Source organism: Burkholderia pyrrocinia (assembly GCF_003330765.1).
Taxonomy (GTDB): domain Bacteria; phylum Pseudomonadota; class Gammaproteobacteria; order Burkholderiales; family Burkholderiaceae; genus Burkholderia; species Burkholderia pyrrocinia_B.
In genome coordinates this window covers 2,144,813-2,156,936 of the sequence record NZ_CP024902.1, presented here as the reverse complement: position 1 = coordinate 2,156,936, position 12,124 = coordinate 2,144,813, and the positions used below count along the sequence as shown (strand labels likewise).

Annotated in this window: 11 protein-coding genes and 1 pseudogene; 2 read left to right on the top strand and 10 right to left on the bottom strand. The window is 66.1% G+C overall.

Going from position 1 to position 12,124, the window contains the following annotated elements; genetic code table 11:
- Positions 1-63 precede the first annotated feature (63 nt).
- The gene (locus CUJ89_RS10385) at positions 64-1,866 is read right to left on the bottom strand and encodes a PhoH family protein (protein ID WP_114177251.1); all 1,803 of its coding nucleotides are present in this window, start codon (positions 1,864-1,866) and stop codon (positions 64-66) included.
- On the opposite strand from CUJ89_RS10385, the pseudogene CUJ89_RS38925 reads away from it, so the two are divergent.
- Positions 1,762-2,006, top strand: a pseudogene (locus tag CUJ89_RS38925) (hypothetical protein); the annotation flags it as partial. The gene CUJ89_RS10385 and the pseudogene CUJ89_RS38925 overlap by 105 nt on opposite strands.
- A gap of 192 nt (positions 2,007-2,198) precedes the next feature.
- Here the strand turns inward: CUJ89_RS38925 and CUJ89_RS10375 are convergent.
- From CUJ89_RS10375 to CUJ89_RS10335, 9 genes are all read right to left on the bottom strand, one after another.
- A complete protein-coding gene (locus CUJ89_RS10375; protein WP_006756046.1) occupies positions 2,199-2,660 on the bottom strand; it encodes a peroxiredoxin in 462 nt (153 codons plus the stop codon).
- Between the two features lie 110 nt (positions 2,661-2,770).
- Positions 2,771-3,667 (bottom strand): polysaccharide deacetylase family protein, encoded by an 897-nt coding sequence (locus tag CUJ89_RS10370; protein ID WP_114177250.1) that lies wholly within the window; start codon positions 3,665-3,667, stop codon positions 2,771-2,773.
- Positions 3,668-3,680: 13 nt separating this feature from the next.
- Complete coding sequence (locus CUJ89_RS10365) at positions 3,681-4,736, bottom strand: bifunctional UDP-4-keto-pentose/UDP-xylose synthase (protein WP_114177249.1); 1,056 nt, start codon at positions 4,734-4,736, stop codon at positions 3,681-3,683.
- Positions 4,733-5,680 (bottom strand): formyltransferase, encoded by a 948-nt coding sequence (locus CUJ89_RS10360; RefSeq protein WP_048246848.1) that lies wholly within the window; start codon positions 5,678-5,680, stop codon positions 4,733-4,735. The genes CUJ89_RS10365 and CUJ89_RS10360 overlap by 4 nt, the downstream gene beginning before the upstream one ends.
- On the bottom strand, positions 5,677-6,714 hold the full coding sequence (locus CUJ89_RS10355; protein WP_114177248.1) for a glycosyltransferase: 1,038 nt from the start codon (positions 6,712-6,714) through the stop codon (positions 5,677-5,679). The genes CUJ89_RS10360 and CUJ89_RS10355 overlap by 4 nt, the downstream gene beginning before the upstream one ends.
- 6 nt (positions 6,715-6,720) lie before the next feature.
- A complete protein-coding gene (locus CUJ89_RS10350) occupies positions 6,721-7,872 on the bottom strand; it encodes a DegT/DnrJ/EryC1/StrS family aminotransferase (protein WP_114177247.1) in 1,152 nt (383 codons plus the stop codon).
- Positions 7,873-8,001: 129 nt separating this feature from the next.
- The gene (locus CUJ89_RS10345; RefSeq protein WP_114177246.1) at positions 8,002-8,373 is read right to left on the bottom strand and encodes an SMR family transporter; all 372 of its coding nucleotides are present in this window, start codon (positions 8,371-8,373) and stop codon (positions 8,002-8,004) included.
- A 13-nt stretch (positions 8,374-8,386) separates the two neighbouring features.
- Positions 8,387-10,063 (bottom strand): glycosyltransferase family 39 protein, encoded by a 1,677-nt coding sequence (locus CUJ89_RS10340; RefSeq protein ID WP_114177245.1) that lies wholly within the window; start codon positions 10,061-10,063, stop codon positions 8,387-8,389.
- A gap of 124 nt (positions 10,064-10,187) precedes the next feature.
- Positions 10,188-10,562, bottom strand: a complete 375-nt coding sequence (locus tag CUJ89_RS10335; protein WP_041492864.1) for an Mth938-like domain-containing protein — start codon at positions 10,560-10,562, stop codon at positions 10,188-10,190.
- Between the two features lie 316 nt (positions 10,563-10,878).
- Here CUJ89_RS10335 and CUJ89_RS10330 point away from each other — a divergent pair, with 316 nt between their 5' ends.
- On the top strand, positions 10,879-12,117 hold the full coding sequence (locus CUJ89_RS10330; RefSeq protein WP_114177244.1) for a pyridoxal phosphate-dependent aminotransferase: 1,239 nt from the start codon (positions 10,879-10,881) through the stop codon (positions 12,115-12,117).
- Positions 12,118-12,124 lie beyond the last annotated feature (7 nt).

Below are 12,124 nucleotides of genomic sequence, written 5' to 3'. Positions count from 1 at the left end.
CGGCGCTCCGGAAACGGAGCGCCGCGATGCGTCGAAAGCCGGCCGATCGGCCAGCCTGCCGCGTTACAGGATGTCCGACGCGTAGTCGGCGAGCCGCGAGCGTTCGCCGCGCGCGAGCGTCACGTGGCCGCTGTGGCCCCACCCCTTGAAGCGGTCGACGACGTAGGTCAGGCCCGAGCTGCCTTCGGTCAGGTAGGGCGTGTCGATCTGCGCGATGTTGCCGAGGCACACGATCTTCGTGCCGGGGCCCGCGCGCGTGACGAGCGTCTTCATCTGCTTCGGCGTCAGGTTCTGCGCCTCGTCGATGATCAGGTACTTGTCGACGAACGTGCGGCCGCGCATGAAATTCATGCTCTTCACCTTCAGGCGCGAACGGATCAGCTCCTGCGTCGCGGCACGCCCCCATTCGCCGGCAGCGTCGTCGGTCTTCTGCAGCACTTCGAGGTTGTCGTCGAATGCGCCCATCCACGGCTGCATCTTCTCTTCCTCGGTGCCGGGCAGGAAACCGATGTCCTCGCCGACGGGCACGGTGGCGCGCGTCACGATGATCTCGTTGTAGCGCTTGTCGTCGAGCACCTGCGCGAGGCCGGCCGCGAGCGCGACGAGCGTCTTGCCGGTGCCGGCCTGGCCGAGCAGCGTGACGAAGTCGATCTCGGGGTTCATCAGCAGGTTCAGCGCGAAGTTCTGCTCGCGGTTGCGCGCGGTGATGCCCCACACGTTGTTCTTGTGGTGGCTGTAGTCGCGCAGCGTCTGCAGCAGCGCCGTCTTGCCGTTCAGCTCGCGGACGATCGCGTGGAACGTCGGCTCGCCGTTCTGCGGCTCGAGATAGACGAACTCGTTGACGAGCATCGACGTGACGAGCGGACCCGTCACGCGGTAGTACGTGGTGCCCGTCTTCGTGTCCTGCCAGCTCTCCATGCCCTTTGCGTGCTTGGTCCAGAAGTCCTGCGACAGTTCGCGCACGCCGGTGTAGAGGAGATCCGAATCCTCGAGTACCTGGTCGTTGAAGTAGTCTTCCGCGGGCAAGCCGAGCGCGTGCGCCTTGATCCGCATGTTGATGTCTTTCGACACCAGCACGACCTGGCGGTCGGGCCGGTCGCGCTGCAGCGCGCGCACGACGCCGAGGATCTGGTTGTCGGCCTTGCCTTCGGGCAAGCCTTCGACGGGCGCGATGTCGGTGAGCTTCGTCTGGAAGTACAGGCGGCCGAGCGCCTCGCGGCTGCCGAGGCGCGACAGCGGGATACCGGCCGAGATCGGGCCGCCATCGGCGACGAGCGCGTCGAGCGTGCGGCTGACCTGGCGCGCGTTGCGCGCGACTTCGGACATCCCCTTCTTGTGGTTGTCGAGTTCCTCGAGCGTCATCATCGGCAGATAGACGTCGTGTTCCTCGAAGCGGAAGAGGCTGCTCGGGTCGTGCATCAGCACGTTGGTGTCGAGCACGAACAGTTTCTGCAGTTCGGCTTCGGCGGGCTTGCGGCCGCGCGACTTCGTCGCTGCGCCGGCGCCGCGCGCGGGAGCCGCGGCCGGTTTGTCGGCGGCCGGCTTGTCGTCGCGCGCGACGACGGGCGCCGCGGGTTCGGCGGGCGCCTGCATCGGCTGCAGCAGGGCAGCCGTCTGTCTGGTCTTGCGGCCGCGTGCGGGTGCGCTCGCGGCATCCTGCGCCGAAGACGCGACGGCGCGCAGCGGCGCGGCCGTGTTCGCGGCTTCGATCATCGGTTGGGCCACGCTGGCCGGGCCATAGTCACCGGCTGTGGATGCGTCCCCTTCGGCGGATTTCTTCGCGGCTTTCGCGGGCCGCGCTTTCGCCTTGTATTCGTCGGGCGGCAGCAGGCTGCCGAGCTTGCTGGGGGGAGTAGGCAAAGGCATGGTGTCCCTCGGGAGGAATCGGGTCGCATGGCGTGCGCCGCTGATCGCATCCTGCGTGACGTAGACGCATGCAGTTTGCGCGCGGTGGCGCACAGGAATTTCGTCTAGCCGGTTCGCCTAAGTGTCGATCAGCTCCTTGACGGGGTGAGGGCCGGACCAAGGACCGGCGCGCAATCCATAAAAAAAGCCGCTGCCCCGTCGACAGGGACATGCGGCTTGGCTGATACCGTCGTAATGCGCGTCAGGTGCCGGCAAGCATCGCAACGAGCACCGGCGCAGCTACGAGAAAGATGGGGCGAACTGGCATTCATTGCGGCCCAATATAACGCGCCTCAAAGCGCTTGTACAGCACTTAGCACGTCGTCCACATGGCCCGGTACCTTGATGCCGCGCCATGCCTGACGGAGCACGCCGTCGGCGTCGATCAGGAACGTCGAGCGCTCGATTCCGCGCACTTCCTTGCCATACATTTTCTTCATCTTGATGACATCGAACAGCGCGCACAGCGCTTCGTCGGCATCGGAAATCAGCGGGAACGGCAGTTCGAGTTTTGCCTTGAAATTGTCATGCGAGCGCAGGCTGTCGCGCGACACGCCGATGACTTCCGCACCGGCTTTCTTGAACTTCGGATAGAGATCGCGGAACTGCAGCCCTTCGGTCGTGCAGCCCGGCGTGTTGTCCTTCGGATAGAAGTACAGCACGAGCTTCTTGCCCTTCAGGTCGGACAGCGAAATGTCGCCGCCCGTGGCCGGTGCGGTGAAATCGGGAACTTGACGGTCAACTTCGACAGACACGTGTTTCTCCTGTTGTTATGGAAAGGCGCCGCTGCGGCGGCGCGGTTCGGCGGGGCGTCGCGGCAGCGCGCCGCAAGGGCGCAGCGGGCGACGCCGGCTCGCGCGCGAACTCAGTCGGGCTGGACGATCAATTCGCCGGAGCGGCCGGGGATTTCGCCCCACGTGACAGGGTACGATGGCAGCGAGTCGCGGTCCAGCGTCGCGTGGTAGTCGCCCATCGTCGCAAACGTGTGGCCTTGCGCGCGCCAGCCGGCGAGCAGTTGCTCGAACACGGGCGCGAGCTTCTGGCCTTCCAGTTCCGCATGCAGCGTGAACACCTGGTCGTGCGGATTGGTTTCGCTGAACTTGAGGATGTGCGCGGCGACGTTGTGCGTGTCGATGCCGTCGATGCCGAGGACTTCGTCGAGCGTGGGCAGTGTCGTCGGCATCTGCACGTGCGACAGCGTGCGGCCGCCGACGACGGGCAGGTACGGAGAATGGCCGCGGCCGTCGGATGCGTAGCGCATCCCCCATGCGTCGATCTGTTCGAACGCGGAGTCGTTCATTTGCCAGCCGGCCGCGCCGTGCGTGACGGGCGGCGCGCCGAAGATCTCGATGAAGCGCGCGTGGCTCTTCTGCATTTCACGCGCGGTCCAGTCGCGATCGCGCACGCGGACGTTGTCCTGCCAGTACACGTGATCCCACGTGTGGATCCCGCATTCGAAGCCGGCCTCGTGAATCGCGCGCATGTCGGCGATCGCGCGGCGGCCGATGTCGGGGCCCGGCAGCAGCACGCCGTACATCAGCTGCTTCACGCCGTAGTGTTCGACCACCGACGTGCGCGACACCTTCTGCAGGAAGCCGGGGCGGAACACGCGCCGCAGCGCCCAGCCCGTGTGATCGGGCCCGAGGCTGAAGAGGAAGGTCGCGCGCGCAGCGAAGCGGTCGAAGATGCGCGCGAGGTTCGGCACGCCTTCGCGCGTGCCGCGCAGCGTGTCGACGTCGATCTTGAGGACGATGCGAGCCAAGCGAAAGTCCCGCTCAGCCTTGCTGTTCGACGAGCGCGCGGGCGTCGGCCACGTGGCCGCGATACGCTTCGAAGATGTTGCGCAGCGCGTCGTCGAACGTCGCTTGCGGCGCCCAGCCGAGCTCCTGCATCGTGTTGTCGATCTTCGGCACGCGGTTCTGCACGTCCTGGTAGCCGTTGCCGTAGTAGGCGCCGGACGTCGTCTCGACGAGCTTCACCTGCTTGGCCAAATCGGCGTACTCGGGGAATTCCGCCGCCAGTTCGAGCATCTTGTGCGCGAGCTCGCGAACCGAGAAGTTGTTCTTCGGATTCCCGATGTTGTAGATCTTGCCCGATGCGACGCCGTTCTGGTTCTCGATGATCTTCATCAGCGCGCTGATGCCGTCGCCGATGTCGGTGAACGCGCGCTTCTGCGAGCCGCCGTCGACGAGGCTGATGTTCTCGCCGCGCACGATGTGGCCGAGGAACTGCGTGACGACGCGCGAGCTGCCTTCCTTCGGCGTGTAGATCGAGTCGAGGCCCGGGCCGATCCAGTTGAACGGACGGAACAGCGTGAAGTTCAGGCCTTCCATCCCGTAGCCCCAGATCACGCGGTCCATCAACTGCTTCGAGCATGCGTAGATCCAGCGCGGCTTGTTGATCGGGCCGTAGGTGAGCGCCGATGCGTCCGGGTCGAACTGCTCGTCCGAGCACATGCCGTAGACCTCGGAGGTCGACGGGAACACCAGGTGCTTGCCGTACTTCACGGCCGAACGCACGATCGGCAGGTTCGCCTCGAAGTCGAGTTCGAACACGCGCAGCGGCTGCTGGACGTAGGTGGCGGGCGTCGCGATCGCGACGAGCGGCAGGATCACGTCGCACTTCTTCACGTGATACTCGACCCACTCCTTGTTGATCGTGATGTCGCCTTCGAAGAAATGCATCCGCTCGTGGTTGACGAGGTCGCCAAGCCGATCGGTCTGCATGTCCATGCCGAACACTTCCCAATCGGTGGTTTCAAGAATGCGCTTCGACAGGTGATGGCCGATGAAGCCGTTCACACCCAGGATCAGGACTTTTTTTGCTTTCATGAATGACGGGAAGAATGAATGAACTGCGCGAATTCCGCGGGCGTCACGACGGTTTCGCTGCCGTCGCGCTGCTGCCACAGCTCGAGAATGGATAGGGCGCGGCTGTCGCCGCAGACGCCGAATAGCGCATTATCGCTTACGTGCAGGCCGGGCGGCAAATCTGCCGCAGCCGCGGCAGCAGCGCTGCCGGGCGCCGCGAGGCGCGCGCGCGCGATCACGAAACGCGTGCCGTCGACGTCCGTGAACGCGCCCGGATACGGGGGCGCGACCGCGCGCACCAGGTTGTAGACCTGCGCGGCCGGCTTCGACCAGTCGACGCGGCCGTCTTCGGGCTTGCGCCCGCCGAAGTAGCTGCCGGTCGCGAGATCGTTCGGCAGGTGCGGCGCCTCGCCCGCGAGCAGCGCGGGCAGCACGCGCCAGAGCGTCTGCTCGGCCGCCACCGTGACCTTGTCGAACACCTGCGTGGCCGTGTCGTCCGGCAGGATCGGCACCGCGGTCTGGCCGATGATCGCGCCCGCGTCGGGCTTCGCGGCCATCTCGTGCAGCGTCGCGCCGGTTTCGGTCTCGCCGTTCAGCACGGCCCAGTTGGTCGGTACCCGACCCCGGTATTTCGGCAGCAGCGAACCGTGCATGTTGTACGCGCCGCGCGGCGCGATCGCGAGCAGGTCTACCGGCAGCATGTGCCGGTAGTAGAACGAGAAGATGAAATCCGGCTGCGCGTCCGATACCGCGCGGCGCAGCGCCGGATCGGCGGGATCGGCCGGCGTGACGACCGGAATGCCGTGCTCGGCCGCGACGGACGCGACGCTGCCGAACCAGATGTTCTCGTTCGGGTTGTCCTCGTGCGTGACGACGAGCGCGACATCGACGCCGCGCGCGAGCAGCACCTGCAGGCACCGCACGCCGACGTTGTGATACGCGAAGACGACCGCGCGCGGCTTCATTGCGCGGCCCCCGCGCGGTTCGCGCCGGCCGGCACCGCCGGCACGCCGTCGTGCTGCTCGAGCACGGCCTGGATCAGGTAGCGCGGCCGTGCGCGCACCTGCTGGTAGATGCGGCCGACGTATTCGCCGAGCAGGCCGAGCGCGAAGATGATCACGCCGAGCAGGAAGAACGTGATCGCGAACAGCGTGAACACGCCTTGCACTTCCGCGCCGACGATGAAGCGCCGCACGAGCAGCAGCAAGAACAGCGCGGCGGAGCCGAGCGACAGGATCACGCCGATGAACGACAGCCACTGCAGCGGCACGACCGAGAAGCCCGTCACGAGGTCGAAGTTCAGGCGGATCAGGCTGTACAGCGAATACTTCGATTCGCCCGCGAAGCGTTCCTCGTGCGCGACCTCGATCTCGGTCGGCTTCTGCGCGAACGTGTAGGCGAGCGCGGGGATGAACGTGTTGACCTCGCCGCACACGTTGATCGTGTCGATGATGCGGCGGCTGTACGCGCGCAGCATGCAGCCCTGGTCGGTCATCTTGATGCGCGTGATGCGCTCGCGCAGCCGGTTCATCATCTGCGACGCCTTGCGTCGCCACAGGCTGTCCTGGCGCTGCTTGCGGATCGAGCCGACGTAGTCGTAGCCCTCGCGCATCTTCGCGATCAGCTTGCCGATTTCCTCGGGCGGGTTCTGCAGGTCGGCGTCGAGCGTGATGACGATCTCGCCGCGCGACTGCGCGAAGCCGGCGAGGATCGCCATGTGCTGGCCGTAGTTGCCGTTGAGCAGCACGACGCGCGTCGTGTCGGGGCGTACGTGGAACTGGTCCGCGAGCATCGCGGCCGAGCGGTCGCGGCTGCCGTCGTTGATCAGGATCACTTCGTATGACGTGTCGAGTGCGTCGAGCGCCGGATACAGCCGCGCGAACAGCGCGGCGAGGCCATCTTCCTCGTTGTACACGGGGATGATGATCGATACTTCGGGCCGGCCGGCGTCCAGGTGCCCGGCGCCCGGATGCCCGGCGCGTGCTTCAAGGTGACTCATGTACGCTTATTTTCCGTATTGTTCGCAAATCTGGTTGATGGCGTCGACCACGCGACGCACATCGCCTTCCGTCATCTGCGTGAAGAGCGGCAGCGTGACGGTCGACGCGCCGTACCGTTCGGCGTGGGGGAACATGCCCTCCTTGAAGCCGCGCGCACGGTACAGCGTGAAAAGATGGATCGCCGGGTAGTGGACGCCCGTGCCGATGCCGCGCTCCTTCATCTGCGCCATGAAATCGGCGCGCGGGATCGACAGCCGCTCGAGCGGCAGCGTGATCTGGAACATGTGCCAGTTGCCGTTCTCGAATTCGGCGACGGGCAGGCCGACGCCGAGCTTCACGGCAGGGCCGCCGTCGAACGCGGCGAAATACGCGCGGGCGAGCGCGCGGCGCTGCGCGGTGAAGCGCTCGAGGTGCGGCAGCTGGCCGAGGCCGACGCGCGCGGCGACGTCGGTCAGGTTGTACTTGCCGCCGAGCACGTCGCAGTCCATCCCGTCGAAGCCCGTGCGCGTGATGCCCTGCAGCCGGTACTTCTGCGCGAGCGTCGCCTCGTCCTCGTTGTTCAGCACGAGCGCGCCGCCTTCGATCGTCGTCAGGTTCTTGTTCGCGTGGAAGCTGAACGACACGATGTCGCCGATCGCGCCGATGCGCTTGCCGTTCCACGTCGAGCCGAGCGCCTGCGCGGCGTCCTCGATCACGCGCAGGTTGTGCGCACGCGCGATCGCGTACAGGCGGTCCATGTCGACCGGCAGGCCGGCCAGGTAGACGGGGATGATCGCCTTCGTGCGCGGCGTGATCGCCTGCTCGAGCTTGTCGAGGTCGATGTTGCGCGTGACGGGATCGATGTCGGCGAACACGGGCGTCGCGCCGGTCTCGAGGATCACGTTGCTGGTCGAGACCCACGACGCCGGCGTCGTGATCACCTCGTCGCCGGCGCCGACACCCGCGATGCGCAGGCCGATCTCGAGCGTGCAGGTGCCCGAATTGAACGCGCGGACAGGACGGCCGCCGCAGTACTCGGACAGCGCCGCTTCGAATTTCTGGCTCTGCGGGCCGGTGGTGATCCAGCCCGAGCGCAGCACTTCGACGACGCCCTGGATGGTTTCCTCATCGATCTCGGGGCGGGTGAACGGCAGAAACGGAGCGGTAGTCTGGCTCATGAACGCTTTGGCCTGTAATGGCGTGTAATAAAAGGGTCGGGCGATCCCGTCCGAAACCGGCATTAAACACCGGTTGGCGGATTCGTACCGTGATTTTTTGTAGGCGGACGCTTAACGCCGCGGGCTTGCTCAGCTTCGCGCGAGCACGAGCACCCCGATCAGGATGATGCCGATGCCGATGAGCCGCTGGACCGACAGCACTTCGCCGAACAGGTACCAGGCCGCGAATGCGTTGACGACGTAGCCGAGCGACAGCATCGGGTACGCGATCGACACGTCGACTCGCGACAGCCCGAGGATCCACACGACGACGCTCAGCACGTAGCAGCCGAGGCCGCCGATGATCGGCAGCTGGGTCGCGATCTTCAGGCCGACCGGGACGATGTTCGCACGGCTGAATTCGAAGTGCCCGACGGCATTGACGCCGGCTTTCAGCAGAAGTTGCGCACAGGCGTTGAGCATTACGCCGGTGATGATGCAGACGAACGAAACGGGATTCATGCGGTGGGCGTCCTTACGATTGCGGTTTCTCGACGATCACGCGGCGGTTGTCGCGTGCGATCACGCGCATCGGCACGCCTTGCTTGACCAGCGTGTCGTACTGGCCGGGCGGCATGATCGCGAGCGCATGGGTTTCCTGCTGCCAGCGCGTGATCCATTCGCCGACGGTCGGAATCCACTTGTTCGGCTCGACCGAGATCCCGAACGCGAGCTCGTCCTGGCGCTGGACCATGATCGTCGTATGGCCCATATAGAACGGGAACGTGTGATCGAGCATCTCGATCGAGTAGAACGGCGTGTCGGGCGGCAGCTTCGCCAGTTCGGCACGCACGGCGGGCGCGAGCAGCGCGCCCGAGCTGTAGCGGCCGAACTCGTCGTGCCCGGTGCCGCCGATCGTGCAGAACGCGAGCCACGCGGCGCCGAACGCGGTGATCGCGGTCGCGACGCCCGCGCGGCGGTTCAGCCGCGCGGCCGCGAGCGTCAGTGCGGCCGCGATCGCGAGGCCCGCGTACAGCCACATCTGGAACGCGCGGTACAGCGCGTTCGGCGTGCGGGCGTCGCCCAGGTAAGCGAGGAAGATGATCCCGAACGCCGCGGCGACGAAGAACACGAGGTAGCCGAGCAGGTGGCGGCGGAACCGGTCGGCCGTCATTAGCGGCAGGTACGCGCCGATGATCAGCGCGAGCGACGGCGCGACGGGCAGCACGTACGAGATCAGCTTCGAATGCGACGTGCTGAAGAACAGGAAGATGAATGCGCTCCAGATCAGCAGCACGAGCATCGGCGAGAAGCCGTTCGGCTGGCGCGGCATCCGCAGCGCATGGCGGATGCTCTGCCACGCGACCGACAGCCACGGCAGGAAGCCGACCAGCAGCACGGGCACGAAGTAGTAGAGCGGGCCCGGGCGGTTCTGTTCCGGGGTCAGGTACCGGCGGAACTGCTGGACGATGAAGAAGAAGTTGAAGAATTCGGGGTTGCGCTGCTGGACGAGCACGAACCACGGCGTGACGATCGCGAAGAAGATCACGAGGCCGCTGATCAGGTACAGGCGCTTCCACAGCGCCCAGTCGCGCGCGACCAGCGTATAGAGCACGAGCACGGCGCCGGGCAGGATCAGGCCGACGAGGCCCTTCGACAGCACCGCGAACGCCATCGCGGCCCAGCACGCCCACATCCAGCCGCGCATCGCGGCCGGGCGCAGCCCGGGCCGCTGCGCGAGCAGCAGCGAGCAGAGCGACAGCGCCATCCAGAACGCGAGCCCCATGTCGAGCGCGTTGAAGTGGCCCATCAGGTTCCAGTACGGCGAGCACGCGAGCACGACGGCCGCGAGGAAGCCCGACAGCGGGTTGAACAGGCGCGCGCCGGTGAAGCCGACGAGCAGCACGCCCGCGAAGCTCGCGATGGCCGTGTAGAGGCGCGCCTGCCAGTCGCCGATGCCGAACCACGCGAATGTCAGCGCGTTCAGCCAGGTCTGCAGCGGCGGCTTCTCGAAGTACTTGTAGCCGTTGTAGCGCGGCGTGATCCAGTCGCCGGTGACGAACATCTCGCGCGCCATCTCCGCGTAGCGGCCTTCGTCGCTCGGGATCAGGTGGCGCAGCCCGAGCGGCGCGAACCAGACGATCGCGAGCGCGACGAGCAGGAGGACGAGCGTGATGCGATTGAGCGGTAGCCTCGACGGCGTATCGTTCATGGGTTTTCAGCCTGTTGGTTGTTGTGACGGGCCGCCGGCGGGTTGCGCCGGGGGCGGGCGGCCTGGCCGGGCCGATCCGGGGGATCGACCCGCTGCGCCGGCCCGAGTTTTACCGCATCGGGGATTAACGTTCAATTAAGAGCGCGGCGGCGACTTTGCGGCCCTCGGCCATCAGGATGTTGTAGGTGCGGCAGGCGGCCTGGAAATCCATCGTCTCGACGCCGATCCGCTTGGCCGTGAGCGCCGCGACGAGCCGCGGGTGCGGGAAGCGCAGCCGCGCACCGCTGCCGAAGATCACGAGTTCGGGCGTCGGGTCGAGCAGCATCGCGAAATGCTCGGGCGCGAGCGCGTCGAACGACGACACGGGCCACGCCTGGACCGGCGCGCCGGGCAGCACGATGACGCTCGTTTCATGGCGTTCGAGATTGACGTCGACATAATCGGGGCCGTAGCCGGTGACGGTGTTGAGCGCGCCGCTCGCGTCCTGGTGCAGTTTCAAATCGGGTTTCCGCGGTTCCGTAGGGGAAGGTGTCACAGGGCCGCACGGGCCCCGGGCGGCCGGTTTCGCGCGCCTGCGCACGCGGGACGCCTGACGGCGCGGGCCCGGCGCGGCTATGGTGCATTGCGAAAGTCGGCCAAAATCCGCTAAATTATAACTTTTTGGTCGCCCCCGGGCGCCACTTGCATCGCGCGCTGCCACAAGTCGTGCCCGATCGCCCGCTTTTTCCCAGTCTAGACAGCGCGCACAGACCGGCCGCTTTCCAGTTTTGATCCCGTCCCCCCGGCCGCAAGGCCAACCCAGGAACCGTGTCGTCGTGAAACCGATTCAGAAGTCGAACAAGCTGCTCAACGTCTGCTACGACATCCGTGGCCCGGTGCTCGAGCACGCCAAGCGCCTCGAGGAAGAAGGCCACCGCATCATCAAGCTGAACATCGGCAACCTCGCGCCGTTCGGTTTCGACGCGCCGGACGAGATCATCCAGGACATGATCCGCAATCTGCCGACGTCGTCGGGCTATTCGGATTCGAAGGGCGTGTTCTCGGCCCGCAAGGCCGTGATGCACTACACGCAGCAAAAGGGCGTCGTGGGCGTCGGCCTCGACGACATCTACATCGGCAACGGCGCGTCCGAGCTGATCGTGATGGCGACCCAGGCGCTGCTGAACGACGGCGACGAAGTGCTGCTGCCCGCGCCCGACTACCCGCTGTGGACGGCGGCGGTGAGCCTGTCGGGCGGCACGCCGGTGCATTATGTCTGCGACGAGCAGAACGCGTGGATGCCCGATCTCGACGACATTCGCAGCAAGATCACGCCGAACACGAAGGCGATCGTCGTGATCAACCCGAACAACCCGACGGGCGCGCTTTATTCCGACGAATTGCTGCTCGAACTGCTCGAGATCGCGCGCCAGCACGGGCTGATCGTGTTCGCCGACGAGGTCTACGACAAGATCGTCTACGACGGCCTCGAGCACACGGCGATGGGTTCGCTGTCGGAGGATGTGATCACCGTCACGTTCAACAGCCTGTCGAAGAGCTATCGCTCGTGCGGCTACCGCGCGGGCTGGATGGCCGTGTCGGGCCTCGGCGGCGACAACCGCCGGCATGCGAAGGATTACCTCGAGGGGCTCGGCATCCTGTCGTCGATGCGCCTGTGCGCGAACGTGCCCGGGCAGTTCGCGATCCAGACGGCGCTCGGCGGCTACCAGAGCATCAACGAGCTTATCGTGCCGAGCGGGCGCCTGTACAAACAGCGCGAACTCGCGTATGACATGCTTACGTCGATTCCGGGCGTGACCTGCGTGAAGCCGCAGGCCGCGCTGTACATGTTTCCGCGCCTCGACCCGAAGCTCTACCCGATCCAGAACGACCAGCAGTTCATTCTCGACCTGCTGCTCGAGGAGCGCGTGCTGCTCGTGCAGGGCACGGGTTTCAACTGGGCGACGCCGGACCACTTCCGCGTCGTCTTCCTGCCGAACCTCGACGATCTGACCGATTCGATCGAGCGGATCGCGCGCTTCCTCGACGGCTATCGCAAGCGTCATTCGGCCTGAGCCGGGC